Origin of the sequence: Uliginosibacterium aquaticum, from assembly GCF_012972705.2 — a bacterium.
Taxonomy (GTDB): Bacteria; Pseudomonadota; Gammaproteobacteria; order Burkholderiales; family Rhodocyclaceae; genus Uliginosibacterium; species Uliginosibacterium aquaticum.
This window is the reverse complement of sequence record NZ_JABCSC020000004.1, coordinates 267349-286875: the sequence shown is the minus strand read 5'-3', so window position 1 is coordinate 286875 and position 19527 is coordinate 267349. Positions and strand designations below refer to the sequence as shown.

Sequence of the window (19527 nt, the reverse complement as noted above, 5' to 3'; positions counted from 1 at the left end):
AGACTAATCCGGCCACGCAAACCGGCGCCACTCATGCACACCCCCCGCCTCATCCTGGCCTCCACCTCGGTCTACCGCCGCGAGTTGCTGGAGCGCCTCGGCCTTCCTTTTGAAACCACCCGCCCGGAAGTGGATGAAGCACCGCTCAATGGAGAAAGCCCGGTCGCCACCGCCGAGCGGCTTGCCGTAGAAAAGGCGCGCGCGGTCGCAGGGCGCTTTCCAGACGCACTGATCATAGGCTCAGACCAGGTCGCCCATCGCGGCAATGAGCGCTTCGACAAGCCCGGCACAGCCGAGCGCGCCATCGCCCAATTGCGCAGCATGAGCGGCAACTCCATCACCTTCCATACTGCCGTCTGTTTATTCAATAGCCGCACCGGCTATAGCCAGCTAGAAGGAGTGCCTGTCACAGCTCGCTTCCGCGAACTGACCGAGGCGGAAATTCGTCGCTACGTGGAGCGAGAGCAGCCACTAGACTGCGCCGGTAGCGCCAAGTCCGAAGGCCTGGGCATCAGCCTCCTCGACCACATGCGCGGCGATGACCCGACCGCCCTGATCGGTCTCCCACTGATTGCGCTTTCCCGCATGCTGCGCGCCGAAGGAATCCAGATCCCATGAGCCAGAACAATCCCCCCGGCCTGCTGCACCTGCTGCCAGTCGGACTGGGTCCAGGCGAATCCAGCAAGACCCACCCCCCTCACGTCCTCGCCACGCTGGATGTGCTCGATTATTTCATCGCCGAGCGCGCCAAGACTGCACGTTCCGAACTCAAGCGCCTGGGCTACAGCCGCGCCATCCAGAGCGCCGAAATCCATGAACTCCCCGAGCAGCTGGATACGCGCAGCATCGACACCTTGCTCGCGCCGATCCGCGCCGGACGCGACGGCGGCCTGATGTCAGAAGCCGGTTGCCCTGCCGTGGCCGACCCCGGGGCGCTGATCGTGCGCCGCGCCCACACGCTGGGTATTCGAGTGATCCCGCAAGTCGGCCCATCCTCGCTGCTGCTGGCACTGATGGCCTCCGGCCTCAATGGCCAGGGCTTCGCGTTTCACGGCTACCTGCCACAAAAGCCGGACGAACGCCGCAACGCTATCCAGGCACTAGAGCGCGAATCCGCAAAGTTCACACGCACCCAGTTTTTCATCGAAACGCCCTACCGTAATCTCGCCATGTTCGCGAGCCTGCTCGAAGCCTGCCGCGAAGACACCCTGATATGTGTAGCGCGCAGCCTCACCACTGCCAGCGAATGGGTGATGACACGCCGCATCGGCGACTGGAAAAAGAACGGGCCGCCCGATCTGGACCGGCAGCCCGTGGTTTTCCTGCTGCTGGCAAGCTGATCAGCGCCAGCCGAAACGCTCCAGCGTACCCATCGCGCCGCCGGCTAGATCTGCGCCGAAGCGTTTTGCGAGGCGCTCGGCTACGTTTTCGCCGCGCGTGTAATCCTTGATCTTCTCGGCCTTGATTTCATCGCGCGCCACCGAGTCGAGCGAGCCCAAGCCATCCGTCAGTCCAAGCTCGATACTTTTCGCGCCACTCCAGAACAGGCCCGAGAACATCTCCGGCGACTCCTTCAGACGCTTGCCACGCCCTGCGCGCACCACGTCGATGAACTGCTGATGCACCTCTGCCAGCATGCCCTTGGCAAACTCGAGATGCTTCGGATTCTGCGGCGAGAAGGGATCAAGGAATGCCTTGTTCTCACCCGCCGTAATACTGCGCCGCTCGACCCCCAGCTTCTCCATCGTGCCGGTGAAACCGAAGCCATCCATGCGCACACCGATCGAACCAACGATGCTGGCCTTATCCACGAAGATCTTGTCCGCAGCCACAGCGATGTAATAACCGCCCGAGGCGCAGACATCCTCGACCACAGCATGCACCGGCTTATCCGGATGGAGCTTGCGCAGGCGATGAATCTCGTCATTGATAAGCCCAGCCTGCACCGGACTGCCGCCAGGGCTATTGATCAACAGCAGCACACCCTTGGCCTGCTTAGCCTCAAAAGCCGCACGAAGAGCAGGCAAGACCGATTCAGCATCAACTTTCTCACCCGCGGCAATCGTGCCCTCGATCCGCACCAGCGCCGTATGCTCGGCGCCATCCACCAGGCTTTCACTGCTGTTACGCGCACCGATCAACATCCAGATCAGGGTGCCGACATAAATGAACCCCAAAGCCCGGAAAAAGATGCTCCAGCGTCGCCGCCGACGGGCCTCACGCAGACTCTCGAACGCCAACTTCTCGATGACGTTACGCTCCCAACCCGGCTGCTGCTCACTCATCGCCCGCTCCATCCACAAGGAATACCTGTCCATTCTCTTCGCGCACCCGCAACGCCTGCAAGCTCCGGCCGACGCAGGGTCCGGCCACGCACAGACCGCTATCCGGCACATACAGGGCGCCATGGGTGGCGCAAATCAGGTATTCACCCGAATCATCCAGCATGCGGCCCGGATTCCAGTCCAGCTCTACCGGAATGTGGGCACAACTGTTTACATAAGCGAAGGCCTGGCCGCGCCAGCGCTGCACAAAAGCCGGGCGCCGCACACCCTCCAGATCCAGCTCGAAGCGCTGCGCGTCACCCCCGTCGGGCAAGTCCGCCGCCGCACAGATCAGCCGTGGCACACCAGCCACTCGCGCAATTCAGCCATCGAATCCAGCAAGGCCCGCGGCATTTCCGCCGCAAGCTGCTCCCGAGGATGGGCGCCGTAACTCATTGCCAACGCATGCGTACCGGCATTTTTCGCCATCAGCAGGTCATGCGTTGTGTCGCCGATCATCAGCACGCGATCCGCCTCCACCAGCAGCTCATCCATGAGCTCCAGCAACATACCCGGATGCGGTTTGGAAAAACTCTCGTCCGCGCAGCGTGTGGCATCAAAGAAGGCATCCAGACCGCTGCTTGCCAGCACCCGGCTCAAGCCGCGCCGCGCCTTGCCGGTCGCCACCGCCAGTTGATAACCCTCGCTGCGCAGCCACTCCAGCAGCTCACGCGCGCCCTCAAACAACACCAGATCATGGTCTCGCAACAGGAAGTGATGCCGATAGCGCTCGGCAAGCCGCTGGCACCCCTCTTCATCGAGCCCCGGCGCCACGGCCTGCACGGCCCCCAGCAGGGAAAGGCCGATGACATGCGAGGCCTGCTCACGCGAGGGGATGGGCAGGCCGAGGTCGGCACACGCTGCCTGGATGGAATCGACGATGGTCGCGGTGGAGTCCATCAGCGTGCCATCCCAGTCAAACACGATCAGATCGAAATTGCGTTGCTTCATGTTTCAGCCGAAATCCTTGTCCTGGGTAGCGTCAACATGACGCACGAACGCCGCCAGCTCGGCCGGCAGCGGGGCTTTCAACTCCAGCATCTCGCCAGACACCGGGTGACGAAAGCGCAGCAAGGCTGCGTGCAGGAACATGCGCGCCAGCCCCTCGCCTGCCAGCGCCTTGTTGAGCGGGAAGTCACCATATTTGTCATCGCCCAGCAGGGGAAAGCCTGCGTGCTGCAAATGCACCCGGATCTGATGGGTACGGCCCGTTTTGAGTTCCACTTCAAGCAGGCTGAATTTCTGCCAGCGCTGCACAAGGCGCACCACGCTGTGGGATGGTTTTCCATCCTCACGCACCATCACGCGCCGCTCGCCATCAGCTGTCAGGTATTTGTAGAGCGGCGACTTGAGATGCTGGAGCGGATTCTGCCAGCGCCCCGCCACCATCGTAAGGTAGCGCTTCTCAAGCTCACCATTGCGCATGCCGTCCTGCACCGCATTGAGCGCCGTACGCTTCTTGCCCACGATCAGCAGACCGGAGGTTTCACGATCCAGACGATGAGCCAATTCAAGAAACTTCGCCTGAGGCCGCTGCTGACGCAGAAGCTCGATCAGGCCGAAACTCAGGCCACTGCCGCCATGCACGGCTAGCCCGGCTGGCTTGTCGATCACCAGCAGGGCTTCATCCTCAAACACCACATTGAACTCATGCCGCGCCGCAGCGGCCAGCGGTGCCGGCGCCGCTCTTTCGGCTACCCGAATGGGCGGGATACGCACCTCATCACCCACCTGCAGGCGATAGGTCTGACTGATTCGGCCTGCATTCACACGCACCTCACCACTACGCAAAACCCGGTAAATATGGCTTCGGGGCACGCCCTTGCATTCGCGCAGAAGGAAATTGTCGATGCGCTGACCGGCATCCTCTTCGCCCACCGTCACCCTACGCACGGCCGGGTTACCGCTTGCTGCACCGCCGCTGTCTTTGCCTAAAGTCATGGGTTTCAGTTATATTGCTTTCGTTTTCGCGGGCTTTGCCCCGTGGGTCGTCCGTGTTGCACGGCTTGCCCGACCAGTCTGCTTCGCCCCTCCGGCTTGTTTGCAGCGCCCCAGGCTATCAATATGCCTCGCGCGCTCCGGCCGATAGTGGTTGGCGCCGTTGAGTATTCCGGCGCGCAGATGCGGTCAGGTCGAGCTGAGCCGGCCACCCGCCCATCTGCGCGACAGGCGCCGCGAGGACATGATCGACCGGATAAAACGGTCGATGGTATCCCAAACCATTTGATTGATCGACCCATTTTGCGCGCGAACGCGAACCAGACTGGAACACTTTGAGCTCCGCACCAGCGACTCAGGGTGTCGTAAGGCAGACCCGATTCACTCCTTGCACAAGAACACATGAAGAGCAGTTTGTTGTTCCCTACAAGTTGAGTTAGCTGCTTCTTCCGCAAGGAGGAGACGGTGGTTTGCCCTGCCCGCTTTAGCGCGCGGGAGAAGAAATAAATGAAGCGAATGCTTTTCAATGCAACGCAGGCCGAGGAACTCCGCGTTGCGATTGTTGATGGTCAGAAACTGATTGACCTCGACATCGAATCGGCTGCCAAGGAACAACGCAAGAGCAATATCTACAAGGGCGTGATCACCCGCATCGAGCCCAGTCTCGAAGCCGCCTTCGTCGATTATGGCGAAGAGCGCCACGGCTTTCTGCCGTTCAAGGAAGTGTCGCGCTCCTATTTCCGCGAAGGCGCGGACCGCAACGCCTCCATCAAGGAAGCTCTGCGCGAAGGCCAGGAAATCATCATCCAGGTCGAGAAGGAAGAGCGTGGCAACAAGGGCGCAGCGCTGACCACCTACGTCTCGCTAGCCGGCCGTTACCTCGTCCTGATGCCCAACAACCCGCGTGGCGGTGGTGTTTCGCGCCGTGTGGAGGGTGACGAGCGCGCCGAGCTGCGCGAAGTCATGGATGCACTCGAAGTGCCCGGTGGCATGAGCCTGATCGCCCGCACCGCCGCCATCGGTCGCAACGCCGAAGAGCTGCAGTGGGATCTGAACTACCTGCTGCAGCTGTGGAGTGCCATCGATGGCGCCGTGAAGGACATGGACGGTGCCGGCCTGATCTATCAGGAAGGCAGCCTGGTGATCCGCGCGATCCGCGACTACTTCCAGCCGGACATCGGCGAGATCCTGATCGATACCGACGAGATCTATGAGCAGGCCCGCGCCTTCATGGGCACGGTCATGCCGTCCAACGTGAATCGCGTCAAGCGTTATCACGACGACGTGCCGCTGTTCTCGCGCTTCCAGATCGAACACCAGATCGAATCGGCCTACGGCCGTCAGGTCAACCTGCCCTCGGGCGGCGCCATCGTGATCGACCACACCGAAGCCCTCGTGTCGGTCGACGTGAACTCGGGCCGCGCCACGCGCGGTTCGGACATCGAAGACACCGCGCTGCGCACCAACCTTGAAGCCGCCGATGAAGTGGCCCGCCAGCTGCGCTTGCGCGATCTGGGCGGCCTGATCGTGATCGACTTCATCGACATGGAAAACCCGCGCAACCAGCGCGAAGTCGAGAACCGCCTGCGCGATGCGCTGCGTTTCGACCGCGCCCGCGTACAGACCGGAAAGATCAGCCGTTTCGGCCTGCTTGAGCTGTCGCGCCAGCGCCTGCGCCCGGCCCTGGCCGAGACCAGCTACATCACCTGCCCGCGCTGCACCGGCACCGGCCACATCCGCTCGACCGAGTCGGCTGCACTGCACATCCTGCGTATCCTCGAAGAGGAGTCGATGAAGGAAAACACCGGTGCCCTGCACACCCAGGTTCCGGTGGATGTCGCCACCTTCCTGCTCAATGAAAAGCGCGTCGACATCGCCAAGATCGAACTGCGCCACAAGGTGAATCTGCTGATCATCCCGAATCGTCACCTGGAAACGCCAGCCCACGAAATCGTGCGCCTGCGCCACGACCAGTTGAATCAGGAAGACAGTCACCTGCCCAGCTACAAGATGGCTTCCATGCCCGCGGACGCCACCTACACGCCGCCCTCGGCCAATACCGAAGGCAGACCGCAACGCCAGGAAGCTGCCATCAAGGGCATCACCCCTGACCAGCCCGCACCAGTCAGCAGCGAACCGCGTCCGGCCGCCACCAAAGCCGCCGAAAAGACCGAGGGCAAGGGATTCTTCCGCCGCATTCTTGACTGGCTCAATGGCGATGCCGAAGTGCCGGCTGCACCGGCACCGACCCCAAAAGGTCGCAACGAGCGCCGCGGCGATGGCCGTCGTCGTGACGAAAACCGCGGCGAACGCAGCGGTGAGCGCAAACCGCGTGGAGAAGGAGCACAGGCGGCGCGCGGCAAGAGCCGTGACGAGCAGCAAGGCGAACGCAAGGAAGGCCAACGCAGCCGGAATGAGCCGCGTGGCGAGCGTCAGGACAAGGAACGCAATCGCAACGAACGTGGCGAACGTACCGAGCGTCAGGACAAGGAGCGCAGCGAAGCCGTGCCGAAGCAGCCCCGTGAAGCCGGCGAACAGCGCGGCGAGCGCAATGAGCCGCGTCGCGAGCGCAGCCAGGAACGCCGCGAGCGCCAGCAACAGCAGCGTGAGGCAGCCCAGAGCGTCAGCGCCGAAACTGTGGTTGCCGCAGCTGCCGTCAGTACGGAAGTGACTGCGATTGAATCGGCCGCTCCGGAAGCCCAGTCTGCCGAGCAACGCGAAGGCCGCAACCGTCGCAACCGCCGTGGCCGTGGCCGTGGTGAGCGCCGCAACGACAGCGAAGCAGCCGAAGTTCAGGTTGAAGGCAACGAGCAACAAGTTCAAGCCGAGGAAGTGCTCACCGCGCCGATCGCCAGCCAGGTGGTAGTCGCAGAAGTTGCTACCGAAGTGGTGGCTGCGCCTGCAGCCCCGGTCGTGATCGAAGCGCCTGCCCTGGCAGCCGAGCCGCAGCCTGCTAACGTCGCTATCGCCGAACCCGCTCCGACCGCAACGCCTGCTGCCGTCGCGGTGGAAAAGCCCCAAGCCGAGCCAGTCATCGAAGTGCCCGTCGCCCCGGTCGCCGCTCCCGTCCGGCCGGCAGCGCCGCAAATCGACTTGAAGGCCCTGCTAGCTGCAGAAGCCGCCGAGCTGCAGATGGTGGAGACCGCAGCCGACAGCCCCCGCCCTGCCCCAGTGCAGGAGGAGCTGCCGGTCGTGGCACCGCGCCGTCGCAAGCCGCGCCAGGTAGCCGCTGACGAACCCCTGCAACAGGTCGAAACCCGGGACTAAACCGCTCGCTCAATCTGCATCAGGAACTGAAAAGGCCCCCGGAAACGGGGGCCTTTTCACTTTCAGCTGCGCCCAGATCGCTGCCACCTAACCCAAGAGGCTCATATACCTGCAAGGCGCCCGAACGGCCCACGGTCCGTGGCATGAATTGCGCTAAGATTCGGAGCCAAGTCGACAACATGGGAAAACCTCGCGTGACACACCCTGCCCGCGCTACGGCCCTGCTACTGAGCGCCCTGCTGGGCGCCTGCACTTCCACGCCGAGCGTCAAGCTGGAAACAGCGCCACACCTCTCCAGCGAAGCACAAAAAAATCGCCCTGCAGGCGATGTTCCTCCGCCCGCAGTGCGCAGCTTTGCGCTACCGGCCCCTAAGCCGACAAAGAAGCAGGAGACCTACTCGGTGGTGGTCAACAACGTGCGCGCCCAAGATTTGCTGTTTGCACTGGCGCGCGATGCCCGGGTGAACATCGACATCCATCCCGGGATCGAAGGCACGGTCACACTCAACGCACTTGACCAGACCCTGCCGCAGATTCTCACCCGCATCTCGCGCCAGATAGATATGCGTTACGAACTGGACGGCCAGAATCTGGCGGTGCTGCCGGACTCGCCTTTCCTACGCAATTACAAGATCGACTATGTGAATCTCTCGCGCGAGACCAACAGTACGGTCTCGGTAGCCTCCCAGATCGGCTCGGCCACCAGCATCGGCGGCTCGGACGACAGCACCTCCGCACAAAACAGTGGAAGTGGCAGCGGCTCCTATGCGCGTATCCAGAACATTTCGAAGAATCGATTCTGGGAATCGCTGATCCAGAACGTGAAGGATCTGCTGCGCGAAACAGACAAGCTGCTACCGGAAGGCACCATGGAGCGCAGCATCCAGGTGGACACCCAGGGCAGCACGACGCGACGTGAGGTCACCAGCACCACCAAGCCAACCGGCAATCTCGCGCGGACCGCGGGCGATACCAATACGGTCACCGCCGCCACGGAGCGAGTGGTCACCTTCCGCGAAGCCGCATCCGTCATCGCCAACGTTGAGACAGGGGTTCTCACCGTGCGCGCGACATCACGCCAGCAGGAGAAGGTTCAGGAGTTCCTCGACAAGGTCATGAACAGCGCCAAGCGCCAAGTGCTGATCGAAGCCACCATCGCCGAAGTGCAACTGACCCAGAACTACCAGCAAGGCGTCGACTGGAGCGCCCTCAACGTCTTCGACACCGGGCTAAAAGTCGTGCAGCAAGCGGTCGGCGTCTTTACCGGCGTCAATACGACGCCCACCATGGAGCTGGGCTACACCTCGTCTGGCGGTAACTTCACCAGCGCGGTGAAACTGTTGGAGACCTTCGGTACGGTCAAGGTGCTCTCCAGCCCCAAGCTCTCTGTGCTCAACAATCAGACAGCGGTGATGAAGGTCGTGGATGACAGCATCTACTGGACCTACAAGAGCGAAACCACCGACACCACCGCCACCTCCACTGGCCGCACCACCATTACCTCCACCCTGCACTCGGTACCGGTGGGGCTAGTGCTGACCATCACCCCGCTGGTGGGCGATGACGACTCGGTGACCCTGAATATCCGCCCGAGCATGTCGCGCGTGATCGGTGAAAAGACCGACCCTACGCTTCAGCTGATCAACAGCTCGATCACGGTCACCAACACCATCCCGCTGATCCGCTCACGCGAATTCGATTCAGTGATGCGCATCAACAACGGCAATATCGCCGTCATGGGTGGCCTGATGGAAGACGCACTCAACAACGATGACTCCAGCGTACCGGGCCTGGCAAACATCCCAGCAGTGGGTAATATTTTCCAGAACCGCAACGACACCTTCAAGAAAACCGAGCTGGTCATTTTCGTACGCCCCACGATCATCCGCAGCGCCAGTCTCGAAGGAGATTATCGCAATCTGGCCGCAAGCCAGCCGAACGAGCGCTTCTTCAATCAGGAGGCAGGACCGCGATTGCTGACCCTGCCGGAGTCGGGCAAGTGAGTCTGCTGATCGACGCCCTCCGCCAGGCCGAAAACGCTCAGCGCAATGCTGGCGAGCGTCTGCCGGACTCTTCTGCCGAACTGCGTCTGGAAGAGCAGACCGCCGCGCCCCCTCTCAGCGTCAGCAGACCGGTTCCGCCACGCCCGACCGGAACGCCCTCCGCCAGCGCCGGCGCACCGCCACGCGAGGCCATCAAGGATCTGTTTGAACTCAAGCAGCCCAGACCCAATCATGTGCCGCTGATTCTGGCTGGTGGCGGCCTGCTGGCGCTTGCCATCGGTGCGCTCTACCTGTGGTGGGCCACCAGCCAGCCCGGTGGCATCCAAGCCGGTCCTGGTCTGAACGCCGCCCAGCCGCCAATGATTGCACCGGTTTCAAGCGCCGCTACGTCAGTCCCGCAGCCCCCACGTGAAACGCCGCCGCCGGCCCGGGACGAATCCAGCCCGCCAGCTCTGATGGCAGTGACCAACCCACCGCCCGGCTCGCCTGCGGCACAGATGCCGACGCTGGAGTCTGGCTCGATCCGCCGTACCACACCGCCAGCGCAAGCCTCCCGCAGCCCGCTGCAGGAGGCGCACGAGGCCTACGAGCAAGGCCGTCTCACCGAGGCCTACCAGCGTTTCGGCGAAATCCTGCGTCAGGAGCCGCGCAACCTTGGCGCCCTCAATGCCCAGGCCTTGATCGCCCTACGTGCCGGGCAGCGCAATGAGGCCGAACGCCTGCTGCGCCAGGCGCTGCAGGCCGACCCCAAGGATGCTGAGGCACGTAGCCAGCTGGCCCTGCTCTATGCCGAAGGTGATCCGGTTACGGCCGAAAGCCGCCTGCGCAGCCTGGTCGCCGAACAAGCAGAGTCCGCTCCTGCGCTGTTTGCACTGGGCAGCCTGTACGCACGTCAAGGACGCTGGGTGGAAGCTCAGCAAGCCTTTTTCCAGGCCCATACGCTGGACGAGCGCAATGCTGACACGCTCTACAACCTCGCGGTCGCTCTCGATCACCTCGAACAACCGCGCCTGGCCGCCCGCTACTACGAACAGGCCGCTAATGCCGGTCGCCCCGGCATGATCGCCTTCGACCCAGCCCTGGCCCGCCAGCGTGCCCGCAGCCTGAGCGACACGGCTCAGCCTGCCACCCCCTGAGCTCCCGCATGACGACTCCGCTTCACCATCAACCGCTGGGCCAGCTGCTGATCTCGCATGGCGTGATCACCGATGATCAGCTGCGCATCGCCCTGCACGAGCAGAATCGTTCGAACCTCGCACTCGGCAAGCTGCTGGTGCAACTAGGTTTCGTCTCCGAAGCCGCACTGCGCGATGCTTTGTCCGAATCTCTCGGCAAGCAAGGGGTAGATCTTGGTCGGGCAATTGCCGACCCTGATGCGCTGGCACTGGTCCCGGAAGATCTGGCCAAACGCCACCGCCTGCTGCCGCTGCGCTGGGATCCGGAAGCCCGTCAGCTGACTATCGCGATCGCAGACGTGGATGACATCGTCGCGCTCGACAAACTGCGCGCCCTGCTGCCCGAAGAAGCACGCATCGAAACCCTGCTGGCCGGCGAGAACGAGATCGCGCATGCCATCGATCAGTATTACGGCTTTGAGCTCTCGATCGACGGCATCCTCACCGAAATCGAGACCGGCGAGATTGACTACCGCTCGCTGGCCGCCAGCGACCAGTACGACCAGCCGATCGTGCGCCTGATCGACGCGTTGATGTCGGATGCAGTCAAACGGGACGCTTCCGACATTCACTTCGAGCCAGAAGCCAGCTTCCTGCGTGTGCGTTATCGCATCGACGGCATCCTGCGCCAGATACGCGTACTGCATAAGTCCTACTGGTCAGCGATGGCTGTGCGCATCAAGGTCATGTCCGGGCTGAACATTGCCGAGACACGCGCGCCGCAGGATGGCCGTATCTCACTCAACGTGCGCGGCCGGCCAGTGGATTTTCGCGTCTCGGCGCAGCCCACGATCCACGGTGAGAACATCGTGCTGCGCATCCTCGATCGCCAGAAGGGCATCGTACCGCTGGATCGCCTGGGCCTCGGAGATCCACAGCTGGACATGCTCAAACTGATGATCGCCCGCCCGGAAGGCATCATCCTGTTCACCGGCCCCACCGGCAGCGGCAAAACCACCACCCTGTACTCGATCCTGAATCACATCAACTCCGAGGGCATCAACATCATGACCCTCGAAGACCCGGTCGAATACCCGATGGCAATGATCCGTCAAACATCGGTATCGGAAACCAGCAAGCTGGATTTTGCCAATGGCATCCGCTCGATGATGCGTCAGGATCCGGATGTCATCCTAGTCGGCGAAATCCGCGACGAGGACACCGCCGAAATGGCTTTTCGCGCCGCCATGACCGGCCACCAGGTGTATTCCACTCTGCACACCAATTCGGCTATCGGAGCGATTCCACGCCTCTTCGACATCGGCATCCTGCCGGACATCATGGCCGGCAATATCATCGGCGTGGTGGCCCAGCGCCTGGTACGCAAGCTGTGCCTGCACTGCCGCCGCGCACGTACGCCGGAGCCTTACGAACTGAAGCTCCTCGGCGCGATGGAGCGCCCAGTGCACAGCCTGTTTGAAGCCGTTGGTTGCCCGCACTGCGACTACCAGGGCTATCGCGGGCGCATGGCGGTAATGGAGTTGATGCGCATGGACGCGGATATCGACGAGCTCATCGCCCGCCGCGCCACCTTCCGTGAAATCCGCAATGCCGCGCGAGCCAAGGGCTTCCGTACGCTGGCCGAGGATGGCATCCGCCGCGTGCTCGAAGGTCTCACCACGCTCGAAGAACTCGCCCGGGTGGTCGACCTCACCGAGCGCATGTTCAGCGCCGAGCACTGAGACAGGCAAACTGCATGGCCCTCTACGCCTACAAAGCCATGAACCCCGGTGGGCGTCTGGTGCAGGGTCAGATCGAAGCCCTGAATCTGGTCGACCTCGAGATGCGCCTCAAGCGCATGGAGCTGGATCTGATTAACGGCTCGCCAGCGCGCCACAGCCTGGCCAGCGGGCTCGGACGCATGCCGGTACGCGAGCGCAGTCTGTTCTGTTTTCACCTCGAACAGCTCACCCGCGCCGGGGTGCCGCTGATCGAAGCCCTGATTGATCTGCGCGACTCCACCGACCATCCGCGCATGCGCGCAGTGATCGCCAATCTCGTCGAAAGCATCGAAGGCGGCCGCAGCCTCTCGCAGGCGCTCTCCGAACAAGGCAATGTCTTCGATCCGGTGTTCTGCTCGCTGGTCCGCGCCGGTGAAACCAGCGGCAATCTGCCAGACGTACTGCGCGAACTCAACGAAGCGCTCAAACGCGAGGACGAGCTCTCCTCCTATGTGAAGAAGCTCACCATCTACCCCGGTTTCGTGCTCTCGGTCACTCTGCTGGCGGTGTTCGTATCCATGGTTTATGTCGTACCGGAGCTCGCCAAGCTGTTCCGTTCCACCGGCGTTGCCCTGCCCCTGCAGACCCGTTTGCTGATGGGCACCTCACGCATCGTCAGTAACTGGTGGCCACTGATCCTCGCCACCCTGGCGAGCCTGGTGGTGATCCTTGCTTCCCTGATCCGCACCCGCCCGGATGCAGCCCGCCGCTGGGATGCCTTCAAGCTAGGCCTGCCCATCGTCGGCAACGTCTACCGCAAGATCATCCTCTCGCGCTTTGCCAACCTGTTTGCCATGATGTATGCATCAGGCATTTCCATCATCGACACTATCCGGGTGGCGCAGGACGTGGTCGGCAATCGCGTCTTGCGCGACGCGCTGGAGCGGGTGGAACAACTCATCGCCGAAGGGCAGAATGTCACCATGGCTTTCGCCGCCACCGGCATCTTCCCACCCTTGGTCGTGAGGATGCTGCGGGTAGGCGAGCACACTGGCTCGCTTGATCAGGCCCTGCGGAACGTGAGCTACTTCTACGAGCGCGATGTGCGTGAATCGATTGCCAATCTGCAGGCCATGCTTGAACCCTTGCTGATCCTGTTGCTGGGCGGGCTGATGATGTGGGTAGCCCTCTCGGTGCTGGGTCCGATCTACGATGTCATCACCAAGATGAAGTTCTGAGCATGCTCACCCGCTACCTCCACTACCTCGATCAGGAAGGCCTCACCAGCTACCGTAGCGCTGGCGGACGTCTGGCCTTCGTCGCCCGCCATGCAACGGGCGCCGAGGGCGTGGCAACCTTCTCGCAGTGGCTGCAGACGGCAGACAAGACCACCCACACCCTGCTTGCCAATCTGGCCGACGAAGGCTTCCAGAACGACAGTATTCCCTATGTCGCCGGGAGCGATCGCAAGGCACTCATCACCCGCAAGCTGGCCCAGCAATTCCATGCTTCCCCCTATGTCACCAGCCTCTCGCTGGGACGCGAACGGGAGGGACGGCGCGACGAGCGCATCCTTTATACCGGCATCACCCGCCCGGGCGCGCTCGATCCGTGGCTGACCGAGCTCCAAGGCCGCGAAGCGGCGCTGAACGCCCTTTACACCCCGGCGCTGCTGACTCAGGCCCTGCTTGGCCTCCTGCGCCCAGAAGTACCGCAAGGCCTGATCGTCAGCTTCTGCCGGGCCGGTATCCGCCAAACCTATTTCGAGCAAGGCAGCCTGCGCTTCTCGCGCCTCTCGCCGGCACCGGAGGGGGACTTTTCCAGCTGGGGCGAAGCCTGTCTGCGCGAAACCCAGAAGACACTTCAGTACCTCAGCGGCCAGCGCTGGATCACCCGTAACACCCGGCTGCCGGTATGGCTGCTGCTTGCTCGCCAGGACTTCGCTCCGCTGCTGGCGGCCGTCGAGCAGGCGGCCCAGCTCGAATTCCATCTCGTCAATCTGAACACCCTGTGCCAAGCCATCGGCCATCGCGAACAGCTCACCAATTCCGACAGCCAGCCGCTGCTGATGCGCCTCGCCCTGCGCGAAAGCCGCGCCCCCCAGCTGGCGCCGGAGGCCAGCCGCCGCATCCATCGCTTCCGCCAAGCCCGTCAGCTGATCTTCGCACTCGGAGTGCTGGCCGGCCTCGCACTCGGGCTCAGCGCACTCAAGCACTACATGGACGGGCGCGAACTGCAGCAGCAGCGCAGCCAGCTCCTCGCCGAGATCCAGAGCGAAAACCTGCGCTACCAGCAACTGCTTGCCAGCCTGCCGGCGCAGCCCGCACCACTCGACAGCCTGCGTAGCGTGGTCGAAGCCGAAGCTCGTCTGCACACCCGAGCAATCCCGCCGCAAGCCGCACTGCTCCCACTCTCGAAAAGCCTTGAACGCTTTCCGGACATCGAGTTACTGCAACTCGAGTGGGACGCGGGAGATGCCGCCAGCACCACAAGCCCGGCCCGCCTGGTACTGAACATCAGCGCGGCTCTTCCTGTGGCGGCCGCATCCGACCCGCGCACCGCCCTGCAGCGTATCCAGGCCTTCTTTGCCGATCTGCGCCCGCGCGTCAACGAACTCGTACTGCAAGAGCAACCTTTTGACGCGGAATCAGACAAGACCCTGCGCAGCGACGCCGAAACCCTGCGCAAACGCCCCGAGTTCAAACTGCGTCTGGCCATCAGCAAGGAGCGGCCATGAACGCCGAACTGCAGCGCCTCGCCCTGCGCCATCTGGGCGGAAGCCTCCTTGTCGCCCTCATCTGCATCACCCTCGGCGCCACCTTGTTGTGGGCTGCCCGGCATAGCCAGGCCAATGCCCGTGCCAGCCACGCCAGCACCCGCGACGAAGCACGCCAGCTGCATGAGCGTTATCTCGCAACCAGCCGCGATGAAGCCTTGCTGCGCGAAACCATCACACGCTTTGAAACCCTGCGCCAACAAGGTCTGATCGGCCCGGAGAACCGTCTCGAGTGGGCCAATGGCGTACGCTCAGCAGCCCTCGCCCTGCGTCTGCCGCCACCGGAATTCACCCTAGCGCCCCGTCGCAGCTTGGGCAAAATTGACGCCGCCGGCCTCTTCAACCTGCAGGCCAGCCAGATGAAACTGAGCCTCGAATTGCTCCACGAAGGCGATCTGCTGGCCTTTCTCGAGCGCCTCGCCACCCGGCCGGACGTACTCCTCCACCCGCAGCGCTGCTTGCTTGTGCGCAACAATATCCGTACGGGAGGGGATGGAGGCGGTCTGCACGCCGAATGCGCGCTAGACTGGATAAGCATCACACCGCCAGCCACCGTAGAACCATGAACCGCGTTCGCCCCCTCCTGCTCTCCGCCCTGCTTGCCAGCCTTGCCCTGTTCGGAACCAGGCCCGCCGACGCTGAGCCAGTGGCCACAGCGGAAAGCAGTACGCAGGAGAACGGGATCGGCCGCCTCTTCCACAGCCGCCAGCAACGCGCCATCCTGGATGAATTGCGCCGTCGCAATGCCCGCATTGGCGAAGAGCAGGAGTCAGACAGCATCACCTTGCAAGGCATCGTACGCCGCAGCGGGGGCCAGAGCACGGTATGGATCAACGGCCGCGCCCATCACGATCGCGCTCCAGTCGCCGCGCTCGGCGAGCGCTCGGCCAGCGTCTTCGTGGGCGAAGGAAAGACGCGGGAACTGAAGGTTGGTGAGCGCATCCAGCTCGTTCCGGCACCGGAGCAGATCCGGCCATGAAACAGCAGCGTGGCTACATCCTGCTTGCCATGCTCGCCCTGCTGCTCGCACTTGGAGCAGCTTGGACGGTCAGTGCCGTCAATTCCCCCTTGCAGGACTTTGCCCAACGCAGCACTAGTGATCTGCGCAGCCGTCAGCTCGAAGCGCTTGAAGAAGCCCGCATGCGTCTGATTGACCGGGCTGTGTTCGGCGGAAAAAGTCAGGCAGCCAACCCTGGCGCCATGCCCTGCCCGGACACCGACAACAACGGCATCGGTGCAGATGGCACGCCGGCGCTAGGCGGCTGGGGTAACCTGCTCTGCAGCCCCAGTGAAGCCCTGACGGCAGGCCGCTTCCCTTATAGGGATCTCCCCGTACTGAACAGCAGCCGCAGTGAAACCGCAGCCAAAGACGCGAACGATGAGTGCGTCTGGTACGCCATCAGCCCTGTATTCCGCTCGATGAATGTGACCGAGCGACTTAAAGACACCGGTGACAAAGCGCCTATCAACCCCGACACCAAGTCCGTCATACAGGTCAATGGAAAACCGGTCATGGCTCTGCTGATAGCCCCAGGCGCTCCCCTCCTGGCACAGGCCGATTCCCGCACCCCCGTTACTCCGTGCGCTAGCGGCAAGGCCAAAGCCTTTCTGGAGGGTTTGGGCGACACCAGAAATGCAGCCGGCAAGGATAGCGGCAGTATTTCCTACTATGCCGACTCAGCCAGCGTCACCGCCCTCAATACCAGCACCGGCAAATGCATGCCGCGTAGTGCCATCACGGACAGCAGCAAGATCGGTGGAGAGTGCAGCAATGATGTGATCCTTCCCGTGACACGTGCAGACATCATGAAACCGTTGCTGCGCGAAGTTTTGGAGCGGCTAGCCAATGAGACCGGCACAGATACAAGTCCAGCCCCCACTCAGATCGGCAGTTGCAGTGCTAGCAGCACAAAATCCATCGACAAGATCATCCCGGCAAGCAGCTCTGGCACACTGGCCACGCTGCGCAGCAAGAACCCGGCATGTTTTGACTTCACTGCCTTCGGCGGCATGACGCTCACTGAAACAAAAATCAAGAATGGTGTCAGCACGACCACGCTTGCCGAGGTCGATAGCGGCAGTGGCTGTTACGACAGCGACTCAACTCAGACACCACTCTGGCTCTGCGCCAACGACTGGTACCGCTTCATCAACTACGACAGCACCGGCAGCACCCCGAAGCTCTCGATCAAGCTTGATGCAAGTGATCCTGCTAGCTACCGCTGCAGCATCTCCCTGAACAGTGACTCCCCCCGAAAGGCGCTCTGCCAATGACCTCAGCCCGTTCAGCTGCAGGTTTCTCGCTAGCGGAAATGGCCATCACGCTGCTGATCATCACCCTGCTTTCAGCCGGTGCACTGCTGACGCTGCGCATCCAAACCGAACACGGCCGCTTTGCCCAGACCCAGGCAGCCCTGCTCGAAGCCAAACAGGCTCTGCTGGCTTACGCGGCAGCCCAGGGGGCCCTGCCCTGCCCGGCAGATCCAGCCCAGATGGGCGGCGCGAGCTTCGGCGCGGCCCGTAGCACTTGCAGCGGCGACCTGCGCCGTGGCCTGCTGCCCTGGCGCACCCTGGGTGTTCAGGGGCTGGACGCGTGGGATCAGTACCTGAGCTACGAAGTCTCAAACAACTTCACCGTGACGCCGGGCAAGACCAGTGTGGGCAATATCACTGTTGTGCTCGACAGCAACGACCCCGCCACCGATGCGGTGGCCTTTGCCCTGTGGTCACACGGCGCCAACGGCAATGGCGCCATCAGCGTGCAAAACACCCTGCGCAGCACGCCCACCGATACCAACGAGATCAGCAACCGCTCGGCCGGCTTCAGCACCCCGCTGCGCGTGGTACTGCGAACCCAGTCAGATAGTTTTGACGATCAGGGGCTCTACGTGTCACGTTACGTCGTACTCAAGCAGCTGATGGACGCCGGTTTCAGCCTCAGCGACAGCACTTCGAGCAGCGCCAGCAGTGCGGCCAACTCCAGCGCGTCACCCTGAGCAAGACTGGTCACAGGCAAGTCTGCGAGAATAGCGCCCTGATGAGTTCTGCCAGCCTCCTCCACCGCCTTCGCACCGCCGGTATCGACCCGGGGGATAGCGACGAGCTGCGCCTGCAGAAGGGTTTGCTGGCGCTGGTGAGCGGTCTGGTCAGTCTGGCGTCCGGCCTGTGGCTCCTGATTTACTGGCTGCTCGGCCCGCAGCTGCCTTCGAGCCTGCCTTTCGGCCTGCAACTGGTGATCGCGGCCAACATGCTGATCTACGCGCGCTGGAGCAACTTCGAAGTTTTCCGCACCGTTCTGCTCAGCGTGCTGCTGTTTTTCCCCTTCATGGCCCAATGGGCCCTGGGTGACTCTGTCGCCGCCTCCGGCCTGATCCTGTGGGGCGTGCTGGCGCCGGTCTGCGCCCTGCTCTGCGTGGGTGCGCGTGAGTCGCTGCCCTGGTTTGCCGCTTACGTCATTTTCACCCTGCTCACCGGCGCTGCCGATTACGTGCTGGCAGATCTGGGGGGGCCCGCCAGCGGTGTTCCACGCAAGGTCTCTGTTCTGTTTTTTGCGCTCAACTTCGCCACGCTCTCCAGCATGGTTTATCTGTGCCTGCGCTTTGCCATCACCGAGCGCCGCAAGACTCAGGGCCAGCTCGAAGAGGCCCATGCCCGCCTGGCTGTGGAGCAGGCCCGCTCCGAGCGCCTGCTGCTGAATATCCTGCCGGCGCCAATCGCGCTGCGCCTGAAGAACTCCGAAGAGACGATTGCCGATGGCTGCGCCGAGGTGTCGGTAATGTTTGCCGACATCGTGAATTTCACCGAGCTCGCCGCCGGCCTGCCGCCGGACGAGGTGTTCAAGGTGCTCAACCACGTGTTCAGCAAGTTCGACGAACTGGCCGAGGCGCGCGGCCTCGAAAAGATCAAGACCATCGGGGATGCCTATATGGTGGCCGGCGGCCTCAACGCCAGCCTTGCCGATCCCTGCGGCGCGATCGCTGAACTGGCTCTGGACATGCGTGACTGGCTAGCCGAAGACTCCGCCCTGCAAGGCCGCAATCTGCAGATCCGGGTCGGCATCGGCACCGGCCCGGTAGTCGCCGGAGTAGTTGGGCGCAAGAAATTCATCTACGACCTGTGGGGCGACACGGTGAATCTCGCCAGCCGCATCACGGGCGAGAGTCACCCGAGCATGATCCAGTGCGATTCCACCACCTTCGCCCGCCTCAAGTACCGCTTCATCTTCGAAGACCCGGTCACCCTGCGCCTCAAAGGCAAGGGCATGGTCAGCGTATGGCGCCTGCTCGGTCGCGGCAGCGACAAGGGCAAATCGCCCCGCACATCGCGCTTTGAAACCCTCGATATCGACGTCAGCGGCGTGGATTGAGGCAGACCTGCCCCGCC

General features: G+C 62.8%; 17 protein-coding genes. 13 read left to right on the top strand and 4 right to left on the bottom strand.

Annotated elements, in window-relative coordinates; translation table 11 throughout:
* Positions 1-33: 33 nt before the first annotated feature.
* Both HJ583_RS16535 and HJ583_RS16530 read left to right on the top strand, forming a co-directional pair.
* A complete protein-coding gene (locus HJ583_RS16535) occupies positions 34-618 on the top strand; it encodes a Maf family protein (protein WP_170022950.1) in 585 nt (194 codons plus the stop codon).
* Positions 615-1340, top strand: a complete 726-nt coding sequence (locus HJ583_RS16530) for an SAM-dependent methyltransferase (RefSeq protein WP_170022949.1) — start codon at positions 615-617, stop codon at positions 1338-1340. The genes HJ583_RS16535 and HJ583_RS16530 overlap by 4 nt, the downstream gene beginning before the upstream one ends.
* Here HJ583_RS16530 and HJ583_RS16525 read toward each other — a convergent pair whose 3' ends face one another.
* Genes HJ583_RS16525 through HJ583_RS16510 form a run of 4 tightly spaced genes read right to left on the bottom strand, consistent with a single transcriptional unit; the run spans position 1341 to position 4265 of the window.
* Entirely contained in the window at positions 1341-2285 is a 945-nt protein-coding gene (locus HJ583_RS16525; protein WP_170022948.1) for a S49 family peptidase, read from the bottom strand.
* Positions 2278-2628 carry a Rieske (2Fe-2S) protein gene (locus tag HJ583_RS16520; protein WP_328824929.1) on the bottom strand — a complete coding sequence of 117 codons (351 nt, stop codon included), beginning with the start codon at positions 2626-2628 and terminating at the stop codon, positions 2278-2280. Before HJ583_RS16520 ends, HJ583_RS16525 begins: the two co-directional genes overlap by 8 nt.
* Positions 2616-3275, bottom strand: coding sequence for an HAD-IA family hydrolase (locus tag HJ583_RS16515; protein ID WP_170022946.1), 660 nt, complete (start codon positions 3273-3275; stop codon positions 2616-2618). Before HJ583_RS16515 ends, HJ583_RS16520 begins: the two co-directional genes overlap by 13 nt.
* A 3-nt stretch (positions 3276-3278) precedes the next feature.
* Entirely contained in the window at positions 3279-4265 is a 987-nt protein-coding gene (locus tag HJ583_RS16510; protein WP_170022945.1) for an RluA family pseudouridine synthase, read from the bottom strand.
* A gap of 504 nt (positions 4266-4769) precedes the next feature.
* On the opposite strand from HJ583_RS16510, the gene HJ583_RS16505 reads away from it, so the two are divergent.
* The 11 genes from HJ583_RS16505 (at position 4770) to HJ583_RS16455 (ending at position 19510) form a co-directional block, all read left to right on the top strand.
* The gene (locus HJ583_RS16505) at positions 4770-7529 is read left to right on the top strand and encodes an Rne/Rng family ribonuclease (RefSeq protein ID WP_170022944.1); all 2760 of its coding nucleotides are present in this window, start codon (positions 4770-4772) and stop codon (positions 7527-7529) included.
* 194 nt (positions 7530-7723) lie between these two features.
* Positions 7724-9532: a secretin N-terminal domain-containing protein gene (locus tag HJ583_RS16500; protein WP_328824928.1), complete on the top strand. Its 1809-nt coding sequence runs from the start codon at positions 7724-7726 to the stop codon at positions 9530-9532.
* Complete coding sequence (locus HJ583_RS16495) at positions 9529-10668, top strand: tetratricopeptide repeat protein (protein ID WP_170022942.1); 1140 nt, start codon at positions 9529-9531, stop codon at positions 10666-10668. Before HJ583_RS16500 ends, HJ583_RS16495 begins: the two co-directional genes overlap by 4 nt.
* Before the next feature lie 8 nt (positions 10669-10676).
* The gene (locus HJ583_RS16490) at positions 10677-12389 is read left to right on the top strand and encodes a GspE/PulE family protein (RefSeq protein WP_101944111.1); all 1713 of its coding nucleotides are present in this window, start codon (positions 10677-10679) and stop codon (positions 12387-12389) included.
* Positions 12390-12403: 14 nt separating this feature from the next.
* Positions 12404-13606: a type II secretion system F family protein gene (locus tag HJ583_RS16485; protein ID WP_170022941.1), complete on the top strand. Its 1203-nt coding sequence runs from the start codon at positions 12404-12406 to the stop codon at positions 13604-13606.
* A gap of 2 nt (positions 13607-13608) precedes the next feature.
* Positions 13609-15105 (top strand): hypothetical protein, encoded by a 1497-nt coding sequence (locus tag HJ583_RS16480; protein WP_170022940.1) that lies wholly within the window; start codon positions 13609-13611, stop codon positions 15103-15105.
* Positions 15102-15710, top strand: a complete 609-nt coding sequence (locus HJ583_RS16475; protein ID WP_170022939.1) for a hypothetical protein — start codon at positions 15102-15104, stop codon at positions 15708-15710. Before HJ583_RS16480 ends, HJ583_RS16475 begins: the two co-directional genes overlap by 4 nt.
* Positions 15707-16123, top strand: coding sequence for a hypothetical protein (locus HJ583_RS16470; RefSeq protein WP_170022938.1), 417 nt, complete (start codon positions 15707-15709; stop codon positions 16121-16123). Before HJ583_RS16475 ends, HJ583_RS16470 begins: the two co-directional genes overlap by 4 nt.
* On the top strand, positions 16120-17418 hold the full coding sequence (locus HJ583_RS16465; protein ID WP_170022937.1) for a hypothetical protein: 1299 nt from the start codon (positions 16120-16122) through the stop codon (positions 17416-17418). The genes HJ583_RS16470 and HJ583_RS16465 overlap by 4 nt, the downstream gene beginning before the upstream one ends.
* The gene (locus HJ583_RS16460; RefSeq protein ID WP_170022936.1) at positions 17415-18140 is read left to right on the top strand and encodes a prepilin-type cleavage/methylation domain-containing protein; all 726 of its coding nucleotides are present in this window, start codon (positions 17415-17417) and stop codon (positions 18138-18140) included. Before HJ583_RS16465 ends, HJ583_RS16460 begins: the two co-directional genes overlap by 4 nt.
* Positions 18141-18181: 41 nt before the next feature.
* Positions 18182-19510, top strand: coding sequence for an adenylate/guanylate cyclase domain-containing protein (locus HJ583_RS16455; protein WP_170022935.1), 1329 nt, complete (start codon positions 18182-18184; stop codon positions 19508-19510).
* Positions 19511-19527: the final 17 nt, after the last annotated feature.